This is a genomic window from Geodermatophilus sp. DSM 45219, assembly GCF_900104025.1.
In the GTDB taxonomy this organism is placed as follows: Bacteria; Actinomycetota; Actinomycetes; order Mycobacteriales; family Geodermatophilaceae; genus Geodermatophilus.
Window position 1 is genome coordinate 48,162 of the sequence record NZ_FNIQ01000008.1, and the last position, 25,160, is coordinate 73,321.

At 71.4% G+C, this 25,160-nt stretch carries 24 protein-coding genes; 13 read left to right on the forward strand and 11 right to left on the reverse strand.

Going from position 1 to position 25,160, the window contains the following annotated elements; genetic code table 11:
- The first annotated feature begins 49 nt into the window (after positions 1-49).
- Positions 50-1,876, forward strand: a complete 1,827-nt coding sequence (locus tag BLR12_RS21665; RefSeq protein WP_091382401.1) for a glycoside hydrolase family 15 protein — start codon at positions 50-52, stop codon at positions 1,874-1,876.
- Positions 1,873-3,243 carry a glucose-6-phosphate dehydrogenase gene (locus BLR12_RS21670; RefSeq protein WP_091382403.1) on the forward strand — a complete coding sequence of 457 codons (1,371 nt, stop codon included), beginning with the start codon at positions 1,873-1,875 and terminating at the stop codon, positions 3,241-3,243. The genes BLR12_RS21665 and BLR12_RS21670 overlap by 4 nt, the downstream gene beginning before the upstream one ends.
- Positions 3,244-3,270: 27 nt before the next feature.
- Here the strand turns inward: BLR12_RS21670 and BLR12_RS21675 are convergent, their stop codons facing one another.
- From BLR12_RS21675 to BLR12_RS21700, 5 genes are all read right to left on the reverse strand, one after another.
- On the reverse strand, positions 3,271-4,110 hold the full coding sequence (locus BLR12_RS21675; RefSeq protein ID WP_091382404.1) for an IS5 family transposase: 840 nt from the start codon (positions 4,108-4,110) through the stop codon (positions 3,271-3,273).
- 204 nt (positions 4,111-4,314) lie between these two features.
- On the reverse strand, positions 4,315-4,782 hold the full coding sequence (locus BLR12_RS21680; RefSeq protein ID WP_091382406.1) for a universal stress protein: 468 nt from the start codon (positions 4,780-4,782) through the stop codon (positions 4,315-4,317).
- 395 nt (positions 4,783-5,177) lie between these two features.
- Positions 5,178-6,221: a TerC/Alx family metal homeostasis membrane protein gene (locus tag BLR12_RS21690; RefSeq protein ID WP_091382407.1), complete on the reverse strand. Its 1,044-nt coding sequence runs from the start codon at positions 6,219-6,221 to the stop codon at positions 5,178-5,180.
- Between the two features lie 103 nt (positions 6,222-6,324).
- On the reverse strand, positions 6,325-7,224 hold the full coding sequence (locus tag BLR12_RS21695) for a S1C family serine protease (protein ID WP_199589200.1): 900 nt from the start codon (positions 7,222-7,224) through the stop codon (positions 6,325-6,327).
- A gap of 223 nt (positions 7,225-7,447) precedes the next feature.
- Entirely contained in the window at positions 7,448-7,990 is a 543-nt protein-coding gene (locus tag BLR12_RS21700; protein WP_091382410.1) for a DUF1269 domain-containing protein, read from the reverse strand.
- A gap of 284 nt (positions 7,991-8,274) precedes the next feature.
- Here BLR12_RS21700 and BLR12_RS25400 point away from each other — a divergent pair, with 284 nt between their 5' ends.
- On the forward strand, positions 8,275-8,403 hold the full coding sequence (locus tag BLR12_RS25400) for a hypothetical protein (protein WP_255363698.1): 129 nt from the start codon (positions 8,275-8,277) through the stop codon (positions 8,401-8,403).
- Between the two features lie 104 nt (positions 8,404-8,507).
- Here the strand turns inward: BLR12_RS25400 and BLR12_RS21705 are convergent, their stop codons facing one another.
- Complete coding sequence (locus BLR12_RS21705) at positions 8,508-9,986, reverse strand: flavin monoamine oxidase family protein (protein ID WP_158548616.1); 1,479 nt, start codon at positions 9,984-9,986, stop codon at positions 8,508-8,510.
- 531 nt (positions 9,987-10,517) lie between these two features.
- Between BLR12_RS21705 and BLR12_RS21710 the strand changes: the two genes are divergently transcribed.
- From BLR12_RS21710 to BLR12_RS25725, 6 genes are all read left to right on the forward strand, one after another.
- Complete coding sequence (locus BLR12_RS21710) at positions 10,518-11,099, forward strand: copper chaperone PCu(A)C (RefSeq protein ID WP_091382413.1); 582 nt, start codon at positions 10,518-10,520, stop codon at positions 11,097-11,099.
- The gene (locus BLR12_RS21715; RefSeq protein WP_091382414.1) at positions 11,096-13,027 is read left to right on the forward strand and encodes a glycoside hydrolase family 15 protein; all 1,932 of its coding nucleotides are present in this window, start codon (positions 11,096-11,098) and stop codon (positions 13,025-13,027) included. The genes BLR12_RS21710 and BLR12_RS21715 overlap by 4 nt, the downstream gene beginning before the upstream one ends.
- A gap of 102 nt (positions 13,028-13,129) precedes the next feature.
- Positions 13,130-14,119, forward strand: coding sequence for a lysylphosphatidylglycerol synthase transmembrane domain-containing protein (locus BLR12_RS21720; protein WP_143018834.1), 990 nt, complete (start codon positions 13,130-13,132; stop codon positions 14,117-14,119).
- Positions 14,116-15,426 carry a ferredoxin reductase family protein gene (locus BLR12_RS21725; protein WP_091382417.1) on the forward strand — a complete coding sequence of 437 codons (1,311 nt, stop codon included), beginning with the start codon at positions 14,116-14,118 and terminating at the stop codon, positions 15,424-15,426. The genes BLR12_RS21720 and BLR12_RS21725 overlap by 4 nt, the downstream gene beginning before the upstream one ends.
- Positions 15,427-15,582: 156 nt before the next feature.
- A complete protein-coding gene (locus BLR12_RS21730) occupies positions 15,583-16,143 on the forward strand; it encodes a hypothetical protein (RefSeq protein WP_158548612.1) in 561 nt (186 codons plus the stop codon).
- A 90-nt stretch (positions 16,144-16,233) separates the two neighbouring features.
- Positions 16,234-16,656, forward strand: a complete 423-nt coding sequence (locus BLR12_RS25725) for a MarR family winged helix-turn-helix transcriptional regulator (protein WP_113839307.1) — start codon at positions 16,234-16,236, stop codon at positions 16,654-16,656.
- A 104-nt stretch (positions 16,657-16,760) separates the two neighbouring features.
- On the opposite strand, the gene BLR12_RS21735 is transcribed toward BLR12_RS25725, so the two are convergent.
- The 5 genes from BLR12_RS21735 to BLR12_RS21755 form a co-directional block, all read right to left on the reverse strand.
- Positions 16,761-17,048, reverse strand: coding sequence for a type II toxin-antitoxin system RelE family toxin (locus tag BLR12_RS21735; RefSeq protein WP_091382421.1), 288 nt, complete (start codon positions 17,046-17,048; stop codon positions 16,761-16,763).
- Positions 17,045-17,329: a type II toxin-antitoxin system Phd/YefM family antitoxin gene (locus tag BLR12_RS21740; protein WP_176832633.1), complete on the reverse strand. Its 285-nt coding sequence runs from the start codon at positions 17,327-17,329 to the stop codon at positions 17,045-17,047. The genes BLR12_RS21735 and BLR12_RS21740 overlap by 4 nt, the downstream gene beginning before the upstream one ends.
- Before the next feature lie 157 nt (positions 17,330-17,486).
- Positions 17,487-18,332: a tyrosine-type recombinase/integrase gene (locus tag BLR12_RS24930; protein WP_218120784.1), complete on the reverse strand. Its 846-nt coding sequence runs from the start codon at positions 18,330-18,332 to the stop codon at positions 17,487-17,489.
- Positions 18,333-18,549: 217 nt separating this feature from the next.
- Entirely contained in the window at positions 18,550-19,176 is a 627-nt protein-coding gene (otnC, locus tag BLR12_RS21750) for a 3-oxo-tetronate 4-phosphate decarboxylase (protein ID WP_091382424.1), read from the reverse strand.
- Between the two features lie 4 nt (positions 19,177-19,180).
- The gene (locus BLR12_RS21755) at positions 19,181-20,068 is read right to left on the reverse strand and encodes a GntR family transcriptional regulator (RefSeq protein ID WP_091382425.1); all 888 of its coding nucleotides are present in this window, start codon (positions 20,066-20,068) and stop codon (positions 19,181-19,183) included.
- A gap of 159 nt (positions 20,069-20,227) precedes the next feature.
- Here BLR12_RS21755 and BLR12_RS21760 point away from each other — a divergent pair, with 159 nt between their 5' ends.
- From BLR12_RS21760 to BLR12_RS21775, 4 genes are read left to right on the forward strand one after another with little or no spacing between them, the layout of a single operon-like run.
- Positions 20,228-21,250, forward strand: coding sequence for a 2-keto-3-deoxygluconate permease (locus tag BLR12_RS21760; protein ID WP_218120785.1), 1,023 nt, complete (start codon positions 20,228-20,230; stop codon positions 21,248-21,250).
- A 38-nt stretch (positions 21,251-21,288) separates the two neighbouring features.
- Complete coding sequence (locus tag BLR12_RS21765; protein ID WP_091382429.1) at positions 21,289-22,551, forward strand: RuBisCO large subunit C-terminal-like domain-containing protein; 1,263 nt, start codon at positions 21,289-21,291, stop codon at positions 22,549-22,551.
- Complete coding sequence (locus BLR12_RS21770; protein ID WP_091382431.1) at positions 22,551-23,837, forward strand: four-carbon acid sugar kinase family protein; 1,287 nt, start codon at positions 22,551-22,553, stop codon at positions 23,835-23,837. Before BLR12_RS21765 ends, BLR12_RS21770 begins: the two co-directional genes overlap by 1 nt.
- A gap of 39 nt (positions 23,838-23,876) precedes the next feature.
- Positions 23,877-24,926: an alcohol dehydrogenase catalytic domain-containing protein gene (locus tag BLR12_RS21775; protein ID WP_091382432.1), complete on the forward strand. Its 1,050-nt coding sequence runs from the start codon at positions 23,877-23,879 to the stop codon at positions 24,924-24,926.
- The last annotated feature ends 234 nt before the right edge of the window (positions 24,927-25,160 follow it).

A 25,160-nucleotide genomic window follows, 5' to 3' on the forward strand; every position in this document is an offset into this window, starting at 1 on the left:
AACTCGACGACGTGGTCAAGGTGCTCATCAAGTTCTAGGAGGGTCCGCGGTGCTCGACCTCGATCCCGGCTTCCGGCCGATCCGGCTCCACGACGGCTACCCGCCACTGGCCGACCTCGGCCTGATCGGCGACGGAGCGACCGCGGCGTTGGTCGGACTCGACGGTGTTATCCGGTGGATGTGCGTCCCCGACTTCGACTCCGAACCGCTGTTCTGCTCACTGCTGGACTCTGCTCGCGGCGGCTCGTTCATCGTGGTACCGGAACGGCTGGTCGAGGCGCGGCAGCGATACGAGCCGGACACCGGCGTCCTGATCACCGAGCTGCGCAGCGACACCGGGCTCGTGCGACTCACGGACGCCCTGGCGTTGCGCTCCGGGGCCGATCTCACCGACGATGCCCCCGCCGACCGCGGTGAACTCGTCCGCTCAGCGGTGGTGCTCTCCGGGTACGTCCGGCTCCGCGTCGCCGTGCAGCCGCGCGGCGGCGCGCAGCCCCGCCCGGCGTTCAACGGCCTGGCCGTCGAGTGCGCCCGCCAGCCGGGACTGCGGCTGCACCTGCGGTCCAATCGCCCGCTTCCCGGGTTGCTGAGCACCCACGACCTGCAGCAGGGCGATCGGCTCGACCTGGTCCTCTCGTGGGGCCGCTTGCATCGGCACCACCCGCTCGACGCCGAGGCGAGGCTCGCCGAGACGGCCGACGGGTGGCGGCGGTGGATGACCGGCTTCTCCTACGACGGCCCGCAGCCGGACATGGTCCGGCGGGCGGCGATCACGCTCAAGCTCTGCGACCACTGGGCGCACGGGTCGCTCGTCGCGGCGCCGACGTCGTCCCTGCCGGCGCCCGTCGGGGGGATCCGCAACTGGGACTACCGCTACACGTGGGTCCGCGATGCCGCCTACGCCGTCTTCGCGCTGCGCCGGATCGGTTTCGTCAACGAGGCCGATGCCTACCTCGGCTGGGTCCTCGACGCGTTCGAGCGGAGCCGGCAGCCGAGGATCATGTACACCATCGCCGGCGACCCGATCCCCGACGAATGGGAGGACGTCGAGCTCGAGGGATATCGCGGCTCGGCGCCGGTGCGTTGGGGCAACGGCGCGGCCGACCAGCGCCAGCACGACGTCTACGGCGAGGTCCTCGACTGCGCGGACCAGTGGGTCAAGGCGGGCGGCCGGCTCGACCCCGCCCTGTGGGGTGGGCTGAGCGGCATCGCCGACGCCGCCGGCCGGGCGTGGCGGCAGCCGGACCAGGGCATCTGGGAGGTGCGCAGCAGCGGCCGGGTGTTCACCTACTCCGCCGCCATGTGCCAGGTGGCGCTGGACCGGGCCGCGGCGACAGGTGAGCAACTCGGTCTCGCCGGACCCCTCGCGCGCTGGCGGAGGGAGGCCGCCGATCTCCGGGAGACCATCCTGACGCGGGCGTGGAACGAGGACGCGAAAACCCTGTCCGAGCACCTCGACGGTGGCGACAGCCTAGATGCCAGCCTGCTGGCGCTCCCGCTGCGCGGCGTGATCCCGGCCGATCACCCGAGGATGGTCGCCACGACCGCCGCGATCGCCGAGCGACTGTCGGCCGGCGACGGCCTGCTCTACCGCTACCGGCACGACGAGTCCCCGGACGGGCTCGCCGGTGACGAAGGTGCGTTCCTGCTGTGCAGCTTCTGGCTCGTCGACAACCTGGTACTCCAGGGGAAGCTGGATGAGGCCGAGGGGCTGTACGCGTCGCTGTGCGCCAGGGCGAGCCCGCTCGGCCTCCTGTCGGAGCAGATCGACCCGTCGAGCGGTGAACTCACCGGGAACTTTCCCCAGGCGTTCAGCCACATCGGAGTGATCGCCAGCGGGGTGAACCTGGCCAGGGCGATGAGGAGGGGGAGGTGATCGAGCGCTTCGTCCTCCTCGGGGCCACCGGCGACCTGACGGCGCGATACCTCCTGCCCGGGCTTGCGGCGCTGGGCAACGGCGGGCACCTCGGCGACGGGTTCCGGCTGATCGGCGTGGGCCGGGAGGACTGGGGGAACGAGCAGTTCCGCGGGTGGGCGCGTGCCCAGCTCGGTCAGCACGGGGGGCAGTTCCCGGCCGCTGACCGGGACGCGATCGTGTCGGCGGCCGAGTACCACCGGGCCGACGTCACCGACCCGGCCGCCCTGCGCGCCGTAGTCCGGGGTGCCGAGCCGATCGCGGCCTACCTCGCCCTTCCGCCGTTCCTGTTCGCCCCCACCGTCTCGGCGCTGCACGGTGCCGGGCTGCCGGAGGGGAGCTCGATCGTGCTGGAGAAGCCGTTCGGTGAGGATCTCGCCCAGGCGGTCGAGCTGAACGCCCTGCTCGCCCGGGTCGTCCCTGAGGAATCGGTGTTCCGCGTCGACCACTTCCTGGCCATGACGACCGTGCAGAACGTCCTCGGCACCAGGTTGGCCAACCGGGTGCTGGAGCCAATCTGGAACAGCGCGCACATCGCGGAGATCGACGTCGTCTGGGACGAGACGCTCGCCCTGGAGGGTAGGGCCGGATACTACGACGGCGTCGGCGCGCTGAAGGACATGCTGCAGAACCACCTGCTGCAGTTGCTCTGCCTGGTGGCGATGGAGCCGCCGATCAGTCTCGACGCCCGAGACCTGCGGGACCGCAAGGTGGACGTGCTGCGCTCGATCCGCCCGCTGAGCGCCGACGACGTCGTCCGTCACACACGTCGGGCCCGCTACACGAGCGGGCTCGTCGACGGCGTATCCGTTCCTGCGTACGTGGAGGAGGACGGCGTCGACCCGGCCCACCGGACGGAGACGTTCGCCGAGCTGGAACTCCGGTTGGACAACTGGCGCTGGCGCGGCACCGTGTTCCGGCTCCGGACCGGCAAGGCGCTCGGGCGGAACCGGATGGAGGTGGCGGTGCACTTCCGGCCGGTGCCGCACCTGCCCCGTGGCATGCGCGGCGACCCGCAACCCAACGTGCTGCGCTTCGGGCTCCAGCCCGAGAGCGTCGTCGTCGAGATGTCCGGCGTCGGCGCCCGCGCGCACACGCTGGTCCCGCTGACCCTCGCCGCTGAACTCGAACCGGCCGAACTACCCGCCTACGGTCGGCTGTTGCTGGACGTGTTCCACCGTGACCCTGCCCTGTCGATCCGCGGTGACGAAGCGGAGGAATCCTGGCGCGTCGTTACACCCGTGCTCGACGCATGGGCCAAGGACCTGGTTCCGCTCCAGGAGTACCCCGCCGGATCGGACGGGCCGTTCGATCAGCGCGAGCGCTGAACTGCGCTTAGGGCCTCCGCCATTAGGTCAGCGGATCCGTGGTGATCTTGGACGGGTGTCCCATCGATAGCGGTACCAGGCGGCCCGCAGCAACGCACGGATTGTGACGATCGCGGTAGCGAGGGCAAGGAAGGCGTCAACACAGACCTGGCGGCGTTCGGTGCAGCGACGCAGCCGGCCGAAGTCGTTGAGCCAGGAGTTGGTCCGCTCGACAACCCACCGCCGGCCGACCTGGATCGGCGCGGGTGTACCGCGCGCGGCGATCTGCCCGGCGAGGCCTCGCTCGTCAAGGGCTTCCCGGCAGGGCCGGTAGTCATAGCCGGCGTCCAGGTGCACGGTCACGTCCGCTGGCAGGGGTTGGAAGTCCTTGAGCGCGTCCAGGGTCTCCCCGAGCAGAGCGTCGTCGCGGGTGTTGGCCGGCGCGGACACCGTGGCCATCGGCACGCCGGCGCCGTCGCACAGCTGGGACCGCTTCATGCCGCCCTTGCCGCGGTCTACCGGGCTGCGACCGGCGCACTGTCCACCGCAGGGCGCCTTGGTGGTGCAGCCGTCCACGGCCAGGTCGGCCAGGTCCAGGCCGATCATCGTGTCGTAGGCGTCCAGGCAGGCCAGCCGTAGCCGGTCGAAGATGCCCAGCCTGATCCATTCGTCCCGGCGGCGGCGCATGGTGGTGGCCGAGCAGTCGGCGTCGGCGATCCGGTCGTAGCCGGCGCCGAACACCAGCGCGGCGACCAGGTGGTCGAACACCACGGCGTCGGCGATGCGCGGCCGGTGACAGCCCAGCGGGTGCTCATCGACACGCGTGGGCAGCAGCGCGAGGAACTGCTCGCGCAGCGGGTCAAGGATGCACGATGGGACGGCAGGCACGAGCGGTCCACAGCTCACGGAGCGTCAGCACCTTCGCGAGCGTGGCCCTCGTGCCTGCCCCCGACGACCAGCCACGCCGAACGTGGTGATCATCCCTACTGGCGGACGCCCTTAGCAGTCTGACGTCGGCGTCGATCGGCCAACGGGCCGCAGACCGGCACGGCCAGGTCGCCGTCGACCCGGCCGTCCGCCCGCGCGGTCCGGTCACTCCGGTGGGTCGACGGGGCCGCGGACGACGACGACCGGGCAGGCGGCGCGGGCGATGACGTGCTGGCTGACCGAGCCCAGCAGCATCCCCGTGAACCCGCCACGGCCACGACTGCCGACGACGAGCAGAGCCGCATCTGCCGCCGCGTCGACCAGGACCTGCCCCGGATGACCCATGACCGCGCGCTGGGACACCCGGTCGGCATCCGACGAGTCCACCGCCCTCGCGACCGTGTTCTCCAGCATGCTGGTCGCATCGCCTTCCCAGTCGATGGCCATGAGGGCACCGGCCCCATCGACCCCGACCGCCGGGATCCTCCAGGAGATGACCGCCTCGACCGGCTGGCCGGTGAGCCGCGCTTGGCCGAGCGCCCAGCGCAACGCCTCCTCCGAGTGCGACGAGCCGTCCACTCCCACGACGATGCGGCCGGAACCGGACTGCGGATCGGTGCCCGGAGTGCTCATGGCGTCGTGCTCCTGCCGGTCGACGACGGGGCGGTGTCTTCCCCATCGCACACCTTGCAGAGCCGGACACGCCAGTCAAGGCCGTAGGAGCACCCGATGGTCACGGAGGACCGAGATGTCACAGCCGAAGACCACGTACGAGGTGGGCTACTTCGTGGGGAGCCTTTTCTCCGCGTCGATCAACCGGATTTTGTCCCGCTCGCTGATCCGTCTCGCACCTGCGGACTTGCGGTCCACCGAGATTCTGATCGGCGACCTGCCGCTGTACAGCCCGACGAGGTAAGACCTGATCTCGAGACCGTTCACGAGTCCCCGTCAGCATGGATCAAGGGCTGCGCATCGGCGCCGGTCTCCACCAGGACCGCCCATGGAGGGTCGCGCAGGGGGCTGGTGCGTCAGGAGCCGTGGGCACCGATTCCCTCGCCGGTGGACCCGGGACGGGCGTGCCGGTCCTTGGTTCCGGTTGCGCGCAGTGATCCGGGGTGGGCCTTGGCGGTGGGGTCGCGGCGTGTCTTGAGCAGGCTGGCCACCGTGACGACGGCCAGGACCACGACGATCACGCCGAGGCTGAGCGGGGTGGGGATCTCGGGCACGCTGGGGTCGATGTCGACGTGGGCCCAGTGCAGGATCAGCTTCACGCCGATGAACGCCAGGATGAACGCCAGCCCAGCGGACAGGTAGACCAGCCGGTCGAGCAGTCCCTTGACGAGGAAGAACAGCGCGCGCAGGCCGAGCAGGGCGAAGGCGTTGGCGGTGAAGACGATGTAGGGCTCATCGGTCACCCCGAACACCGCGGGGATGGAGTCGAGGGCGAACAGCAGGTCCACGCTGCCGATCGCGATCAGCACGACCATCAGCGGCGTGACCATGCGCCGGCCCTCGACCCGGGTAAGCAACCGGCCGCCGACGTAGTCGGGGGTCACCGGCAGCAGGCGGCGGGCGGCCTTGACCATCGCGTTGCTCTCGATGTCGGGGTCCTCGTCGCGGTGCCGGAACAGCTGGACGGCGGTGTAGATGAGCAGCAGGCCGAACAGCAGGAACATGAAGGAGAACAGCGACAGCAGGGTGGCGCCCAGCGCGATGAAGATCGCCCGCATGACCAGCGCGAGCACGATGCCGAAGGTCAGCACCTTGTGCTCGTGCTCCTCGGGGACGGCGAAGGTCGTCATGATGATGACGAAGACGAACAGGTTGTCGACCGACAGGCTCTTCTCGACGACGTAGCCGGCGAAGTACTCGGTGCCCGGTCCGCCGCCGTACTCCGTGGTGAACCAAATCCCGAAGCCGATCGCGAGGGCGATGTAGAAGATCGACCAGGCGGTGGCCTCGCGAAAGCCGACCCGGTGCGGACGGACCGCGGCCAGGACGAGGTCCACGGCCAGCAGGGCGAGGATGAGCACGATGGTCAGCGTCCAGGTCAGGCCACTGATGTCGGTCACGCTGTCTCCTTGATCGGCTCCGCTCCCGACCTGTGGGCGGAGGCTCCCGCGCCGGCCAACGAGACTGCGTCGGGCGGCGACTGTGCCGAGGGCGGCAGTGCCCTCAGGGGTTGCTGGTGACGGGTCGGTCCACGAGCGTGAGTTCGACCTCGCGTTCTCTCTGACCGGGGCGGGTGACCGTCAGGGTCAGGACGTCGCTGGGGCTGTGCGGGCGCAGCGCGGCGAGGAAGTCCTCAGGCGTGGGCGTCGGCTCCCCGTCCACTGCGGTGACGACGTCGCCGGGGGCCAAGCCCGCCTGCTCGGCCGGGCCGCTGGCGGCGACAGCGGCGACGATGACCCCCTCCAGGTCGCCGAGCCCCAGCTGCGCGGCGATCTCCGGGGTGATCGGCACGGGCACGAGCCCGGCATAGGCGTGCTGGGCGCGACCGGAACGTTGCAGCTGGTCGGCGATGTCGACGGCGGTTGCCGCCGGGATGGCGAAGCCGAGGGCGACCGCGCCGGCCTGGGGTGGGATGTAGGCGACGTTGATGCCGATCACCTCACCGGCAGCGTTGAGCAGGGCGCCACCGGAGTTGCCCGGGCTGATGGGGGCGTCGGTCTGGATGAGGTCGACCAGCGCCTGGGACTGCACTGCGCTGCCAGGGATCTCCCGGTGCAGGCCGGAGATGATGCCGGCGGTGACGGTGTTCGCAAAGCCCAGCGGGCTGCCCACGACGACCGCGAGGGTGCCCACCTGGGGCAGGTCGGTGCGGAACTCCGCCGGTGGCAGGTCGCGCCGGTCGGCCTGCACCAGGGCGAGGTCGGTGACCGGGTCGGTGGCGGTAACGGTGCCCGGGACGCGCCGCCCGTCGGCGAAGGCCACCTCCACGTCCGAGGCGCCGCGCACGACGTGTTCGTTGGTGAGGATGAGCCCGTCGGCGGTGTAGACGACCCCGCTGCCGTTTCCGCCGGCAACCAGCACGGTCACCACGCTGGGCTGCGCCCGCGCGAGGACCTGCGGCACCTGTTCCAGGCCTCCGGCGGCCGCCTCGGCAGGCTGCTGAGCGGTCGTCGTGGCGCTGGACGCCTGCTGGTCAGCCGAGGAGTCGGAGCCGGTACAGCCGCCGGTGAGCAGTGCAGCCGCGACTACGCCTGCCGCAACTGCTGACCGCGGTCGGGCCACCACGTGGCGGCACACACCCGCAGACGGCGCCCCGTCTCGAGTGGTACGCGGGGACGACATGGGGTCACAACCCGGTTGCCGCCGAGGCACCGACGGGGTGGTTCTGCTGTAGAAGCGCGACCAGCTCACGCTCGGAGTCGCGGCTCAAGTTGGTCTGGATCACCGTCGGGTTGTAGGGCCGGATCGCCTCAACGACCCGGTCGACGGTGGCGTTGCGGGCCAGGAAGAACACTGCCGCCCCACCGGGCTGCAGGGTCTGCCCGATCTCACGGATCAGGTCATCGGGGATGCCGACATCGGCCAGCGACCCACCCAGGGCTCCCGACCCGGCACCCACCCCCGCCCCCACCAGGGCGCCGGCGAGCGGGTTGAGCAACAGCAGTCCGATCAGCGACCCCCACAGCGCGCCGCTGGCCGCTCCGTAGCTGGCTCCAGCCGCGGTCAGGTTGACCGACTGGTGCAGCTTGATCTTCCCGTCGGGAGTCCGCTCCACCCAGGCGGCGTCGGCCAGCTCCAGCAACTGCTGCCGATCGAGTTCCCCGGCGAGCTCGAAGACCTTCTCAGCGGTCTGCGGGCTGTCCACCCCAAACACGAGCAACTGACTCATGCGCCTTCTCCTCGTCCCGTGACCCCGCTCCGAGGCCAGAGCCCTCCATGGGCGCCGTCCGAACTCTCCAGCGGAAGTCTTGCCAAGGATGCCACATGCTTGAGGCTGACTGCTCAACCGCCACGGGCCATACCCGGCGCGACGGAGAGCATTCACCCGACAATGAGTCCTTCGGCTCCGTCCGCACCGACAGCGAGCCTCAGCGCTCCTCCCTCAAATCGATGGAGACAGCGCTGAGCTTCCCCCCATAGCGTGAAGACATCGCGTCTGTGAGGAGGGCAGCGATGACGAGGCAGTACCAGAAGCTCGACGAGGACTTCAAGTCCGGCGCGGTCCGGCTGGTGTTCGAGACCGGCAAGCTGAACGCACAGGAGGCCCAAGGAGCTGAGGTCAAACAGGGTTCGCCCCGGTGAGCCCACGACGCGCAGCTGGCGTAGACCGCGCTGGCCATGGCGATCGCCGTGCGCGGCGGCAAGGAGGTGATCGCCGGGGTCTTCGCCGTCCGCTTCAGCGCCGATCACGGCATCGCCTCCGGACATTCGAGCCGGATGATTTCCCGGGCGGCGCGGGCCCCGGACTGCAGCGCGCCCTCCATGTACCCGAAGAACGGCATCCAGGTCTGCTCGCCCGCCAGGTACATGCGGCCGTGCGGCTCAGCCAGGGCCTGCCCAACCGTGGTGACCTCGCCCGGAGCGGGCACCGAGTACCCGGTCAGCACGCCCGGCGTATTCGGCCAGTCCACGAATCGTTCATCGACCGGCGCGTAGCCCGGAAAGATCGAGGCGAGCTGCGTCGGGTAGCTGCTTCGGTCACGGATAAATGTGCCGCCGGAGTAGACCGACAGCGCGAACTCCGCGTCAGGCGCAACAGGCTGACTATCAGTGCCCTCCCACACTGACCCGATGCCGTCCACGAGCGCATTGGGTGTGAGTCCTGAGTCGTCCCAGAACGCGGTGACGAAGCTGTTGAGGTACTTCACGGCCGGCCCGTGGGTCATAGTGCGTTCGGCGGGATCCCACTCGAGGTGGGAGGTGATGGACGGCCATGCCGTCGGCGGCACCGCAAGCACGAGATAGTCGCACGTCCCGGTGCCCGATGCGGTGGTGAAGTCGACTCGGTCCTCCCGGACCGCGATGTCGGTGACTGGATCGTTCAGGGTCACGTTGTCCGCGTCGATGTCGCCGACCAGCATGGCTGCCAGCTGATCGTTGCCGCCGCTGCAGCGGAAAGTTTCGGTGTAGTCCCAGTAGCCGCGCAAGCTCGTCGTCTCGTCGCAATCATCGACGCGGCCCGCGCTTACGAGCGCGAGCAGCCCGAGGTAGCTCTGCTGCGAGGGTGGCGCGCAGTTGTCGTTGCCTAGTTGAAAGTCAATGACCGAGCGAGTCAGCGAGCCGGCGGCCCCGAGTAACTCGTCGAGCCGCTCGGCGACGGTCATCGCGTCGAAGGCGGCGGCGCCTGGCGAGAGCCACGGATGTACTGGGTCGATGTCCTTCGCGTCCTGACCGATCACGTCGATGACGTCCAACAGTTCGTCGTACACCTGCTTCTTTTCATCGTGGGTGAGGTCGTGGTCTCCGATCCGTACTCGGGGGTCGGACTCGCTAACCTCGATGAGCTGCAATCCGAAGGTGTCGGCCAGGTCGTTCCACATGGGATGGTTCGCCCCGATCAGCTCGGCGCCCGCCTCGACAGTCCTGTTCGCAACAAAGTCCCGGTCGGTGCGCACCCGACCGCCGAGCCGCTCCGAGGCCTCGAGTACGGCGACCAGCACCCCACAGCGGTTCAGGTACCAGGCCGCGGAAAGTCCGGCGAACCCACCGCCCACGACGACGACATTGATGTCTTGCAATTCCTCGCTGGAGTGCACGGCCTCGAGGTCGAGGGCGTCGGGCATCAAGAAGGAGTCCCGCAGGGCCTGCCGCTTCGATCTGGACAGATCCGCGAGACTCGATCCCGATACCGCTGAACCGACGAGTCTGTTCAGTTGCTCGAACACGTGTGCCGCCATTGTCAGTACCTCCGGGCGTGGGTTGGCCGGAACTGAAGGCAGGGGACCTGACACGCCTTTCGCGCTTGGTCGAGGCGTTCTCACTCATTCAATGCGTGGCGAGGGCGTGCGGGTTCGAGCCGAGTAAAGGACTGATCGCTGCATCTGCGGGCACGTGCCCCGTGGGGTCCGCGGACGTGACGTCGACACGCTAAGCACAAAAGTGAGACACGCGCTGTCTCCCCCCATTTCGCTCGACGACGTCTACCCCGCAGGCACCCAGTGGAACAACTCATGGGCCCGGCGCGCTGCGCGGATCCGAGTCACGTCGACCGGCTCTGCCGGGACCGTCCTGCAGCGCCGTCTGCTCGGCCCCTGCGACTGGTACCCGCCGAATACGTGGACATACCCGGCGACGAGGACGGTGTTCGAACGAGGGTTCCGACGGTGTCACCAGGGTAAGAGGCTCCGGGGTCGAGCAACCGACCGCACCGTTTGAGCTCGTCCGTCGGTCAGGCGAGATGCGTTGGGAGGGTCGTAATGCTCCATGTCGATCGCGGCACGGGCTGGGTTCCCACCGCCGCTCCTCTGCTGTTGCTGCTGCTGATCGTCGGACTGGTGGGGGCAGGGTGCGGCGAGGACGAGGCCGAGCACGGCTCGCCGTTGAGTCCGAGCGTGGGCCGTCCGGATCTCGACAGCGTCGAGGGGCAGGTCGGTGACCTGCGGCTGCTGCACGTGTACATCGCCTCGCCGGGTGAGCGGGGCAGCACCCACACGCCCGAAGGCGGCGCGGAGCTGCTGCTGACGGTGGCCAACGACGGCGACGCCGACGACACGCTATCCGCTGTCAGCAGCGAGGAGGCCGCCGAGGTCGTCCTCCGCCAGGGCGGGGAGGCCGCGACGTCGTCGATCGACGTGCCGGTGCCGGCCGGCGGGGTGGCGGACCTGCAGGACGTGGCCGGCCCGCACCTGGAGCTGACCGGGCTCAGAGAGGAGCTGCGCAGCGGGACCAGCGTGGAGATCACCTTCACCTTCACCGGCGCCGGGTCGGTGACGCTGCAGGTGCCGGTGGCGACCTACGACCCGGCGGCGGTCTCCAGCACGCCGGCCGACCCGTCATGAGCCGTCCGGACTCTTCGCCCCGGGACACACATGTCGACCGCACCCAGGGCTTTCCGCCGATCGAGGACTACGCGCTTCTCGCCGACGGGGAGACCATCGCCCTGGTGACCTCCCGCGGTGCGGTGGAGTGGCTGTGCGCGCCGCGGATGGACTCGCCGAGCCTGTTCGCCGCAGTCCTCGACCGCGACGCCGGCACCTTCACGCTGGCCCCCACGGAGACCTCGGTACCAGTCACCCGACGCTACCTGCCGGGCACGCTCGTGCTAGAGACGACGTACATGACAAGCTCCGGCTGGTTGACGGTGACCGACGCGCTGCTGGTCGCCCCCTGGGACGACGACGCCTGCGGCGACCTGCCGCCCTACCGCCGCGAGGCCTCAGGCCAGCGGGCCGCGCACGTCCTGCTGCGCACCGCCCGCTGCGAACATGGCAGTGTCGAGCTGAGCGTGGACTGCACCCCCGCCTTCGACTACGGCCGCCATGCGCCGGCCTGGCAGCTGGATCCCGCCACGCAAGGACAGGCGTCGGCGAGCGACCCCGTTTCAGGGCTCTCGCTGCGTCTGACCAGTGACCGGCCGCTACTGGCGGAGGGCGCCCGCGTGGGCTGGCGCACCGTCCTGACCGCCGGTGAGGAGGCCGTCGTTGCCCTGTCCTGGGCCGGCGCCGCACCACCTGGCTCGGTGGCCGAGGCACACGAGCGGCTTGAGTACACGGGCACGTACTGGCGAGACTGGCTGGCCGGCGGCACCTTTCCCGACCATCCCTGGCGGGCGCACATGCAGCGCAGCGCCCTGACGCTTAAGGGGCTGGTGTACGCGCCCACCGGCGCGATGGTCGCCGCAGCGACCACCTCCCTGCCCGAGGAGCTCGGCGGGCAGCGCAACTGGGACTACCGCTACACCTGGATCCGCGACGCCGCCTTCACGCTGTGGGGCCTGCACACGCTCGGGTTCACCGCGGAGGCGGGCGACTTCTTCGACTTCATCGCCGAGGTCGCCGGCGGGGAGACCGACCGACTGCAGATCATGTACGGCATCGGCGGCGAGCGGACGCTGACCGAGGTCGAGCTCGAGCACCTGTCCGGCTACGCCGGCTCCCGTCCGGTGCGGATCGGCAACGGCGCCTACGATCAGGCCCAGCACGACGTTTGGGGTATGGTGCTGGACTCCATCTACCTGCACACCACCGCCGTGGGCGCCCTGCCCGACCGGCTGTGGCCGCTGGTGGAACGGCAGGTCGAGCAGGCGCTGGTGCACTGGCGGCATCCCGATTCCGGCATCTGGGAGGTCCGCGGCGCGCTGCAGCACTTCACCTCCTCGAAGGTGCTCTGCTGGGTGGCCGCCGACCGCGGCGCCAAGCTGGCTGACCTCTGCGGCGCCACTGAGCAGGCCGCGCGCTGGCGCGCGGCCGCCGAGGAGATCCACGCCGACGTCTGCGCCTCCGGCGTCGATGAACGCGGCGTGTTCACCCAGTTCTACGGCAGCACCGCGCTGGACGCCTCGGCGCTGCTAATTCCGCTGATGGGCTTCCTGCCGCCCGAGGACCCGCGGGCGCGGGCCACCGTGCTGGCGATCGCCGACGAGCTCACCGAGGACGAGATGGTGCTGCGCTACCGGGTCGAGGAGACCGACGACGGCCTGTCCGGCGAGGAGGGCACCTTCGTCATCTGCTCGTTCTGGCTGGTCTCCGCGCTGGTGGAGATCGGCGAGACCGCCCGCGCCGACGACCTGTGCCGGCTGCTGCTGCACCACGCCAACGACCTGGGGCTGCTCGCCGAGGAGCTGGACGCGCACAGCGGCCGGCATTTGGGCAACACCCCGCAGGCATTCTCTCACCTGGCGCTGATCAACGCCGTCATGCACCTGATTCGGGCCGGCGGGGCCGCCCCCGGCCGCTTCAGCCCCATTGGCCGGCGCGGTCGCCCGTGAGCGGGCCGGCCGACTGGGGGGGTGGGGGCTACGCGAGCTGAGCGGATCACCCGGACGCCGGTCGGGCGGATCCGCGTCGGGCGGGTGCTCCTGCTCACGGTGATGGGGGTAGCGCTGTACCTGTTCGCGCCGCAAGTCACCGAGGTCTTCGCGTCCTGGCCGAAGCTGTCCGACATCGCCCCAGGGTGGTTCGCCGCCGTCGTCACCGGGCAGGTCGCCAGCCTCTGCTGCCTGCTCGTGCTGCAGCGGATGGCGCTGCGCACCACCGCCTGGTTCCCGGTGGCGACCGCCCAGCTGTCGGGCAACGCGTTCAGCCGGGTCGTGCCCGGCGGCGCGGCCGCCGGCGCGGCGCTGCAGTTCCGCATGCTCGGCCGCGCCGGCATCGAACCGGCCACCGCGGTCACCGGGCTGACCGCCTTCTCCGTGTTGCAGACCGCCAGCGTCCTCTTCCTGCCGGTGCTGGCCCTGCCCGCGGTGCTCACCGGCGTCTACGTACCCCGCACCCTGCTCCAGTCAGCCATCCTCGGTGGGGCCGTCTTCGTGCTGGTCGCCGCTCTCAGCGCGGCCGTGCTGGTCGCCGACCGGCCGCTGGTCGCCGCGGCCGGAGCCGTGCAGTCCCTGCGCAACCGGCTGGTCCGCCGCCGTCCGCCGTCAACGGGGCTGCCGCAGCGGTTGCTGCAGGAGCGCAACGCCGTGCGCGCGGTACTCGGCGCCGGCTGGTGGAAGGCGCTGCTGGCCGTGGCCGGCAAGCTCGGCTTCGACTACCTGTCCCTGCTGGCGGCCCTGGCCGCCAGCAGCAGCCGTCCGCACCCCTCGCTGGTGCTGCTGGTCTTCGCCTCCGCCCTGCTGTTGGGGATGATCCCCATCACCCCTGGCGGGCTCGGCTTCGTCGAGGCCGGCCTGTACGGAACCCTCACGCTCGCCGGCGTGGCCACCGGTCAGGCGGTCCTGGCCACGCTGATGTATAGGTTGGCCTCCTACTGGCTGCCCATCCTCGCCGGGCCGGTCGCCTACCTGCTCTTCCGCTCCCGATACGGACCCCGCCGGAAGGCCGGTGGGCTCGCCGGTAGCACGCCAGGGAGCGCGGCATGAGGCCGGTCGCCCGCGGGATCGTCTGGCTGGCGGTGTTCGTCGGGATCTGCCTGGCTCCGCTGGTGTTCGCGCTGGTGGGCACCAACCGGGCGGGACAGGGCTTTTGGACCGACTTCTCCGTCGCGCTCGGCTTTGTCGGGCTGGCGCTGATGGGGGTGGAGTTCGCGCTCGTCGCCCGCATCCGCGCGGTGGCTGAGCCGTTCGGCACCGACGCGGTGGTCCAGTTCCACCGGCACATCGGCTACATCGGACTGACCTTCGTCATGGTCCATGTGGCGCTGTCGGCGGACTGGGGCCTGGTCGCCGCCCTGTTCTCTCCGGACACGCCGTGGCGGGTCCGGTTCGGGGTGGCGGCGGCGCTCGCCCTGCTCGTCCTGGTAGCGACGTCGGTGTGGCGCCGGCGGCTGTGGCTGTCCTACGAGGCCTGGCAGCTGACGCACGCCGTCCTGGCGGTCGTTGCGGTCCTCGCCGCCCTGATTCATGTGTTGCTGGTCAATTATTACGTCGACAGCGTCGGGAAGCAGGTGCTCTGGGGCCTGATGTCGGCGACGTTCGTCGGGCTGCTGATCTGGGTGCGGATCTTGCGGCCGTTGCGGCTGCGCCGCCGGCCCTGGACCGTGGACCGGGTCGTCCCCGAGCCCGGAGGCACCACCGTCCTCGCCCTCCGCGCCGAGGGGCACGACGGACTGCAGTTCGCCCCGGGGCAGTTCGCCTGGATCACCGTCGGCCGGTCCCCGTTCACCGTCACCTCCCACCCCTTCTCCCTGGCCTCCAGCGCCGAGGACGGCGGCACGATCGCCGTCGCCATCAAGGCCGCCGGCGACTTCACCTCCACCGTGGGCGGGGTGGCACCGGGCACCACCGTCTACGTCGATGGCCCGCATGGGGCGTTCTCGATCGACCAGTACGAGGGTGCCGGGTACGTCCTGATCGCCGGCGGCGTCGGTCTCGCCCCGGCGATGAGCATGGTTCGGACGCTGGCCGATCGCGGCGACGTCCGGCCCGTGGTGCTCTTCGCCGCCAACAGGGACTGGGACAGTATCCCGTTCCGTGCGGAACTCGACGAGCTGACCGACCGGATGAACCTGCGGGTCGTGCACGTGCTCGAGCAGCCACCTTCGGATTGGACTGGGGAAACCGGGTACGTCACCGTCGACGTGCTGCGCCGCCACCTGCCTTCCGGGTACCGGCGGTTCCAGTTTTTCGCCTGCGGCCCCAACCCGATGCTCGACGCGATGGAAGCCGCTCTTCCCACGATCGGCGTGCCCGCCGACCGCATCCACACCGAACGGTTCGCCTGGGTCTGAACGCTTACGACGGAGGAACGACCATGCGCCACGCCTACATGGCTCGCATCACCCTCGGCGCCGGCCTGCTGTTGACCCTGGCCTGCCTGGCGTTTGCTGCCATCCAGAATTGAGCGGCCCCGGCGCAGCGGACCAAGACGCGGAGAGGTAGGACCGGTGCCCTCGACCCTGTTGCTCCTCAGTGCCGGCGGTGACCTGAGCAGGCGCTACCTTCTGCCGGCCCTCGCGCATCTGCAGCGCGCGGGCCGACTGCCCGACGCCCTCACCATCATCGGCGTCGGCCGTGAGGATGGGGACGATGACGCCTTCAGGCAGCAGGCTGCCGCTGCACTCGCCGAGCACGCCGCCGAGGTCGACTTCGCCCATCGGGCGGCGTTGTGCCGCCAGCTGCGGTATGTGGCCGCCGACGTCACCTCCGCCGAGGACCTGCGGCCGATCGTGCGGTGCGCCGACGGGCCAGTCCTCGTCTACCTCGCGCTCCCGCACACGCTCTTCGCGGCCACCGTCACAGCCCTGCTCGCCCTCGGCGGCGACTCGTTGACCGGCTTCGCCCTCGCTCTGATCCTCGGCACCATCGCCGGCACCATCTCCACGGTGTCGGTCGCCGTCCCGCTCACCGTGGCTTTGGACCGACGCTGGCCGCCGCGGCCCGAGGCTCCGGTCGCCGCCGGGCGGCGGACCTCCAGTCCGCGTCGCGAGGACGGCGCTGTGGTCTGACTGTTAGGTGAGCAAGGCCGTCCACCGGACCTGTGGGTCTGGAGCGCACCCAGTTACAAAATCATCACGGAGGACGACGCTCCGGTCGAGATGTCGAGCCTGCTCGTGGTCGAGGCATGCGCTCGGGGGGCCGCCGCCAGCCAGGAAGTCACCATCGGCGACGTCGCCCGCGTGGCCGACGTGGCGCCCTCCACGGCCAGTCGGCTCGTCGACCGAGCCCAATCGACCGGTCTCCTGCGTGTTCCGTCCACGCTTGACGCTCGAAGAACCGCGCTGATCCTCACCGCGGCCGGCGCGGGATTGCAGGCTCGCTCCATTCGGGCCCGGCTCGCCTGGTTGGCCGATCGGCTTGACGAGCTTTTCCGCCTCAGGCTGGAAAGACGGCGAGGGCGCGGACCGGGCGGAGGGCAGCCAATCGCCTCGACTGGTGGTGTTGTGTGCCAGCGTGTGTGCCACAGCATGGCGTTCACGGTCATCCAGCACCGTTCGCCCCCGACCGGCCTGCCTCGTTGACCTGCACATCCGTACGGGGGCGGACAACCGCGAACCGCACACCAGCGAACTCGCAATCTGGCGGTTGGTGATTCTGTCCTCGGCAGTAACGTAGCGACAGGTGGTCAATGGCCGGAGCGATACGCATCTCGACGATGGGCGACATCGACGACGGTCACCGTGTGGATGTCCTCGTCAATGCGGTAGATGACCCGGTAGGTGCCGCGGCGCGCGCTGTGCCGGTCCTCGAGCGGGGGACGAAGCCGCTTGCCGACCCGATGGGGGTTGTCCAGCAGCGGGCCGGTGATGAACTTATATGCGGCCGCGGCGACCGCCTCGGGCAGGTTCTCGGCGAGCTGGCGGCGGGCGGTCGGCGTGATCGCTAGGTCGTAGTCCGCCCGCTCCTCGGTCACGAACTGGAGCCGAGGCGCCGACGCATGGCCGCGTCCAGCTCCTCGCGCGTCTCCACATCGCCACGGGCCAGCTCGGTATCCGAGGCGTGCAATCGCCGCATCGTCTCGGCATCGGCCAGGATCTCGATCGTCTCCTCAAGCGACTCGAGATCCTCCGTCGCCACCAGGACGGCCGACGGCTTGCCGTGGACCGTCACGTAGACCCGCTCGTGCTGGCCGCTGACCCGGGCCACAAGGGCCGACAGGTGCGCCTTGGCGTCCGCGAGCGACAGAGTCGTCATGGTCGGAAGTATGACCAAATAGCCGTGCATCGTCCAGGTGAGCGCATCACGAGCCCCGAGGTGAGGAGGCCGTCCGATCGTCAGCTGCTCAGGCGGCGCTCAACGGTCGGTCAGGCGGCTGCCGTGTGGTGCCACCATGGTGGCCTGACGACGGTATTCATGGTCGTCCGCAGGAGTCCGCAGATGACAACGCAACCTTCTGACCTGCGCAAATGAACTCTGGCGTACCGCCCTGGACCCCACTCAGCCGCCCTGGCAGTGTGGGGGTCAGGGGTTCGAGTCCCCTCGGTTCCACCCGATGACCAGGCCGTTCTCCCTCTGCAGAGCGGCCTGAGTCATCCCTGGTCGTAGTCCGCCCACCCTCACCCGGCAGCAGCAGGCCGCCCATCCGGTCGGCGGCCTCGCGGGCCAGGGCCGGCATGACGTGGCTGTAGACGTCCATCGTCGTGCGCATCCGGCTGTGGCCGAGCAGCTCCATGACGACGCGCGGGCGGACGTTCTCGCCCAGCAGCAACGTGGCGGCGCTGTGCCGGCCGTCGTGCAGGCGGACGTGCCGGACGCCGGGGCACCGGAGCAGACGGGCCCAGTCGTCGTGGTCGGGCTTCCTGTCGACCGGCCGGCCGTTGGGCCGGGCGAAGGCCAGGTCCTCGTCCTGCCACTCGCAGCCGGCCAGCATCCGCTCCCCGAGCTGCGCGGCCTTCGGGCTCTTGCCCGCGCCGGGCAGGCCGGTCACGAGCAGCCGGGTGCGTCGGCGGGCCACGGCCGTCGGGGACACCGGGTCCTCGTCGTTGCCGGGGACGGTGACGCGCAGCTGTTCGGCGAGGTCGTCGACGACGAGGGGCTGGAGGTCCTCGTCGAGCACGGTGAGGTCCACCCGACCGGGCTCGGCCGCCAGCGCCGACCGGTACTGCTCCACGGCGGCTGTCCGGGCGCGGACGGCCGCCGCGGCCGGGCCGGCGCAGTCGGCGTACACCGGGACACCGCGGTCGACGAGCTCGCGCACCCAGGGGTCGACGTCACCGCCGTAGGCGTGTGGAACTGCCGCTCGAGGTGGGACAGGGCGGTCGCACCTTCTTCCGCCGGCACCACCGTTCCCTAGAGCAGGCTGGCGGCGACGTCGTGCCGGGGGCCTCCGTCGGCCGTCGTCAGTCCGGCGTCCGCGAGGCCGTTCCGCTCCACGGCCAGCACGAGTGCGGGGGACGGGTCGCTGACCCGCTGCCTCAGGTCCGCCGGAGCGCCGCGACCTGCTCGGGCGTCAGCGGCCGCGTCCGCCGCCCGTGCAGCAGCAGGTGGATGCGGGCGGTCTCCTCGAGCTCCTCGACGGCATCGGCGGCCGACGCGAGGTCGGCGGCGGAGACGACAGGCCCGTGGTTGGCCAGCAGCATGGCGTGCGACGTGCGGGCCGTCCGTTCCGCCAGCTCCGCGAGCGAGCGGTCGCCCGGAGCGTGGTACGGCAACAGCGGCAGCCGCCCCACCCGCATGACGTAGTAGGCCGTCAGGGCCGGCAGCACGTCGCGCGGGTCCAGGTCGGCCAGGCAGGACACCGCAGCCGCGTGGGTGCTGTGCGTGTGCACCACCGCGGCGTCCTGCGGCCGGGCCCGGTAGACGGCTGCGTGCAGGAACGCCTCCTTGGAGGGCCGTGGCCCGTCGAGGTGGCACCCCTGCAGGTCGACGAGGCTGAGCTGGTCGGTCGACAGCTGCCCGAGGTTCGACCCGGTCGGGGTCACCAGGAAGCCGCCGGGTACGCGCACGCTCAGGTTCCCCGTACGACCGGCGGTCAGGCCGCGGGCGAACAGCGACGCACCCAGCGCGACCACCTGCCCGCGCAGCTCCGGATGGTCCGCCACGTGCTCACCCCTCGTCTGCTCGGGGCTGCGGTGACCGCGTACCGAGCAGCAGGGCCAGCTCCTGGACCAGTTCGCGCACCCGTCCGAGTTCCTCGCCCCCGCCCGCTCCGGGCGGACGGGGCCCGACGTGCGCGTCCACGTCGAACACGGTGTCCGGCCGGTGCCAGGCGGTGAACCACTCGAGCCCGCGCCCGTACTGGTCCCGGGTCACCCCCTGCAGGAGGAGGACCGGCACGCCGACGCCCAGGTCCAGGTGGGTGGCCACGGCCTCGTCCGCGGGCACCGCCTGCAGCTGACGCGGTCCGCCCTGCGGCTCCACACCCCGGGCCCGCATCCAGTCGTGCAGGGAGCCGCCGTCGAGGTCCTCGGCCGACAGGTGCGGGAAGAGCTCCCTCGGCAACCACGTGCGCATGAACACCAGCGGCTCGTCCTCCACCCGCCGGATCCGCTCGAGGCGCCAGGTGTCGGTCACCCCGAGCGCGACGGCCGCGGCGGACGGAGCTTCGTCGACCGCCAGCCCGACGATCTCGGTGCGCAACTGGTGGCCACTGGCCTCCACCTGCTGGCGGAGGCCCCCGGCCTGGTCGGCGCGCCGCCGGTGCTCGGCGCGTGGTGCGACGACGCTGCCGCGGCCGCGCTGACGGACGATCAGTCCGAGGTCGGCGAGGTCGCCCAGCGCCTGCCGGACCACGCTCCGCGAGACGCCGTAGCGCGCCTGCAGCGCCTCCTCGGTCGGCAGCGGGGCTCCGGGCGGCAGGGAGTGGCTGTCGATCTGGTGCCGGAGCGCGTCGCGGATCTGCGCGTACAAGGGCACACCGGCGGTGCGGCCGAGCTCCGGCGGCGGCGGGACGTCGTCCGTGACCTCGGACGCCATGGACCCCTCGACGGACATCCCGCCCTCCTCCCGTTGAGCGCCGCGGCGACGCACCGGCGCCGTCCCTCCCAGCATCGTGCCCTGTCCGGCACAGGGGGTTGACGGCGTGGCGCACGTCACCTTACCTTCGTACGGATAAATTGTACGGACACATTGTCCGGACCCATGGAGGTCACCGTGAGCGATGTCCTGCGGACGAGCCCGTCCACGTTCCCCATGTTCGAGGCGATGCGGCGGGTCCCGGGCGGCCTGATGCTCATCCCGCTGACGCTCGGCGTTCTCATGAACACCTTCGCGCCGGACGCACTCGGGATCGGGGGCTTCACCACCGCCCTGTTCAAGGAGGGCGCCCTCGCCCTCATCGCCCTGCTGGTCCTGGCCACCGGGGCGTCCATCACCGGCACGCACAACGGCAAGGGCGCCGCCGGGACGACGCTGGTCGTCCTCCTCGCCAAGACCCTCATCCCCATCACGCTGTGCGTGGTCCTCGGACTCACGGTCGGCGTCGACGGGATCCTCGGCGTCTCGATCCTCGGGCTGATCGCCATCTTCGGGAACAGCAACGGCGCCATGTGGCTCGCCTTCGCCGGCGAGTACGGGGACGAACGGGACCGCGGCGCCTACGTCGCCAGCGCCTTCGACGACGGCCCCTTCCTCGCGCTGGTGTTCCTGGGCGCCTCGGGCCTGGCCGACATCCCCCTCCTGGCGCTGGTCGCCGCGCTGGTGCCCTTCCTCATCGGCCTGTTCATCGGCGCGGTGGACCGCGAGTGGACCAAGGTCCTGGACGCCGTGCCGAACGTCGTCATCCCGTTCATGTCCTTCGCGGTGGGTACCGGCATCGACCTGCGGACCGTCCTCACCGGGGGTGCCGCCGGCGCCGTCCTGGGTGTCGGCGTCGTCGTCCTCACCGGCGGGCTCACCTACCTCGGCTACCGGTTCCTGCTCCGCCGGGGCCGCGAGAGCGGCATCGGCTTCGCGGCCGGCACCACCGCCGGCAACGCGGTGGCCGTTCCCGCCGCCGTCGCCGCCGCGGACCCGAACTTCGCGCCCTTCGTCGCCTCCGCGTCCGCCCAGGCCGCCACGGCCGTCCTCGTCACGGCCCTGCTGGCCCCCACCGTCGCGGCCTGGGTCATGAAGCGGGCGGGAGCCCTCGAGCCCGTCCCCCTGCCCGTGGTCCCGCCGAAACCCCACCACGCGTGACCGCGCCATCCCACCCGCACCGATCGGAGGACCCCGACATGCGCGACCCCCGCCGTATCCGCTGCACCTACTACATCGAGGCCGTCGACGTCGCACGGGCCGCGGCCGCTCTCGCCGGCGAGCAGTCCAGCGGGACCTTCATCGCCGTCCCCGGAGAGTCCGACCGGATCCGCGAGCGCCATGCGGCCCAGGTCGTGGAGATCCGCGAGCTCGGCGAGTGCCCGCCCTCCCTGCCGTCGAGGCGCCGGCCGGAGCGGGTGACCGCGGCCGAGGTCGTCGTCGAGTTCCCGATGGAGAACACCGGTACCGACATCGCGACCCTGCTCACCGCGGTCGCCGGCAACCTCTTCGAGCTCGTCGACCTGTACGCCTGCCGGCTGCAGTCGATCGAGCTGCCCGACGAGTTCGTCGCGGCCCACCCCGGCCCCGCCTTCGGCGTGGCTGGCACCCGCAAGCTCATGGGCGTGCCGGACGGCGTGCTGATCGGCACGATCGTCAAGCCGAACGTCGGCCTGGTGGAGGACGAGTTCCGCGGCGTGGTGCGCGAACTGGCCCGCGCCTCGATCGACCTGGTCAAGGACGACGAGCTGATGACCGATCCGGCGTACCTCCCCCTGGAGACCCGCGTCCGCGTCGCGCTGGAGGAGATCCGCGACGCCGAGCAGGTCACCGGGCACCGGACGATGTACGCCTTCAACATCACCGGGGACCTCGCCGGCCTCCAGCGCCGCCACGACCTGGTGGTCGAGGCGGGCGGGAACTGCGTGATGCTCAACGTCCCGGTCATGGGCCTGCCGGCGCTCGCGTGGCTGCGCGGGTTCGCCCAGGTGCCGGTCCACGGCCACCGGGCCGGACTGGCCGCCTCGATGCGCTCTCCCGCCCTGGGGGTGGACTTCACGGTCTGGCAGCAGCTGGCCCGCCTGGCCGGCGCCGACCACGTCCACGCCAGCGGGCTGGGCAGCAAGTTCTACGAGCGGGACGAGCAGGTCGCGGCGAACATCCGCAGCCTGCAGGCGCCGCTGGGGACCACGATCGCCCCGCTGCCGACGCTGTCGTCCGGGCAGAACGTGCACACGCCGGGTCCGACGTTCGCGGCGGTGGGGTCGACCGACCTGCTCATGCTGGCCGGCGGTGGGATCGCCGCCCACCCGGACGGGCCGGCCGCCGGTGTCCGCAGCCTGCGCCAGGCGTGGACCGCGGCGGTGGGTGGGAACCCGTTGGCGGACGCGGCCGCGGCGCACGCGGCCCGTGGTGACTCCGCCCTCGCACACGCGCTGCAGACGTTCCCGGCAGGTGCCTGATGGCCCGCTTCGGGTTCCTCGCCGACGACCTGACGGGCGCCAGCGACGTCCTCGCGCAGGCGCACGCCCACGGGCTCGACGCCGTGCTGGTCCTCGACCCCGGACGGTCGGTGCCGGACGACGCCGACGTCGTGGGCATCGCCGGACCGGCCCGCTCGCTGGCCGGCGACGCACTCGACGAGGCGGTGCGGTCCGGTCTCGCCCCGCTGGCGTCCCTGGACCTGTCCGTGCTGCTCTACAAGGTCTGCTCCACGTTCGACTCCTCGCCCACCGTCGGCAGCATCGGGCGGGGCATCGAGCTCCTGCACGAGCGGTTCCCCGGGCACGGACCGGTGCCCGTCGTCCCCGCGCAGCCCGGCTTCGGTCGCTACACCGCCTTCAGCCAGCACTTCGGCGTCCACGCGGGGGAGGTGTACCGGCTGGACCGGCACCCGGTGATGGCACGTCACCCGTCCACGCCGATGCACGAGGCCGACCTGCGGCTGGTCCTGGCCGGACAGCTCACGAGCGGGCGCCCCGTCCCGGGCCTGCACCTGCCGGCCCATGCCGACGGCACCTTCGACGACCGGTGGGCGCAACTGCGCGAGGCGGCGGACGCCGAGGCCTTCGTCGTGGACGCCGTCGACGAGGCGCAGATGGACACCGTCGCCGAGGCCCTGCTCCGGGACCCTCGTCCCGCCGGACCGGCGCTCGTCGTCGGTTCCGGGGGCATCATGGCCGCGCTGGCCCGCCTCCGTGGCGGTGCCCCCCGCAGGCCGCCGGCTCCCACCGCCTCCCGTGGCCCGACGCTCGTCGTGTCGGCCTCGGCCTCCACCACGACCGCCGGCCAGATCGACGACGCCGTCCGGCACGGCTGGGTCGACGTCCCGATCCCGGCCGGGGACTTCGCCGGCGACGTCACACGGAGGCCGTGGTCGGCCGCCGTCGAGGCGGCCCTCCGGGCCGGCCGGGACGTCGTCGCTCACACCACGCAGGGACCGGACGACCCCCGGCTGAGCGCCGGCTCTGCCACCGCCGCCGCGGTGGGCGGCACCATCGGCCGGCTCGCCGGCGACCTGGCCCGCCGGGGACTGACCCGGGACGTCGTCGTCTGCGGCGGCGACACCTCCAGCCACGCCCTGCTGGCCATGGGCGTCAGCGAGCTGCGGGTCACCGAGCAGTTCGTCACCGCCGGACCCATCTGCACCACCGATGACGCGGCCACCGTCGCCGGCTGCCGCGTCCTGCTCAAGGGCGGCCAGGTCGGCCCCCCCGACCTGTTCCGCCGCTTCGCCGGCCTCGTCTGAGCCGCGCGGGACACCCCACCGATCGACCAGGAGGACACCATGAAGGCCGTCGTCAAGCACGCAGCCGAGCGCGGCATCCAGGTCCGCGAGGACTGGGCCGAGCCCGTCGCCGGCCCGGGGCAGGTGCTGCTCGAGGTGGCCGCCGCCTCGCTGTGCGGCACCGACCGGGAGCTCTACGAGTGGACGCCCTCGGCGCAGGCGTTCGACCTCACCCCGCCGGTGGTCCTCGGCCACGAGGGCTCCGGCACGGTGCTCGCCGTGGGCGCGGGCGTCGAGAACGTGGCCCCCGGCGACCGGGTGGCGCTGGAGAGCCACCTCATCTGCGGCCGCTGCTACCCGTGCCGGACCGGCAGCGCGCACACCTGCGAGCGGACCGGCATCCTCGGCATGCACATCGACGGCGTCTTTGCCGAACGAGTCGCCGTCCCGGCGGACATCTGCGTGCCGCTGCCCGGATCGGTGTCGCTCGAGACCGGTGCCCTGCTGGAGTCGGCCGGGGTGGCCATGCACGCCGTCCAGCGGTCCGGGTACGCCGTGGCCGGGCAGTACGTCCTTGTCAACGGCTGCGGGCCCGTGGGTCTGGTCATCGCGCAGATCGCCCTCGCCCTGGGAGCGGCGGCCGTCGTCGCCGTGGAACCCAACCCGTTCCGCCGGAAGCAGGCGGAGTCGATCGGCGCCCGGGTGCTCGACCCGTCGGACGACGTCGTCGGCGTGTGCCGCGACCTGGCCGGCCCGCGCGGCGGCTTCGACGTCGCCTTCGAGGTCTCCGGCGTGCGCGGAGTGCTGCCGCCGCTGCTGGCGGCGCTGCGGCGGGAGGCCACGCTCGTGACGGTCGGACACCCGAGCGAGCCGGCCGCGATCGACGTCGCGGCGTTCGTGAACAAGAAGGGCATCACCCTCCGCGGCATCTTCGGCCGCCGGCTCTGGGACACCTGGGAGCAGTTGCTTCTCCTGCTGCAGTCCGGTCGCATCGACCTGGACTGGCTGATCACCCACCGCCTGTCCCTCGACGAGGCAGAGGCCGCGGTCGAACTGCTCACCGGCGATGCCGGGAAGGTGCTGCTCGTCCCCGGCGCGAACCGACGGTGATCCGGCGGGGTCGGGCCGGTACCCCGCCGGCCCGACCCCGTCCGCGCTGACGCACCGGCTCGTGGTGGTCGCAGTTCCGCTGTGGCGCACCGGGCCGCGGTCGCCGGCTCCGCCTGCCCTCGGTGCCCGGCCCGGGCCGGAGCGGCGCTGGTCGACCGGACCTCCTCGCCGTCCAGCGCGTCGCCGTGCAGGGTGCAGGCGTCCACGGGCGGAGCGGGAGCCGAGGTGGTGGAC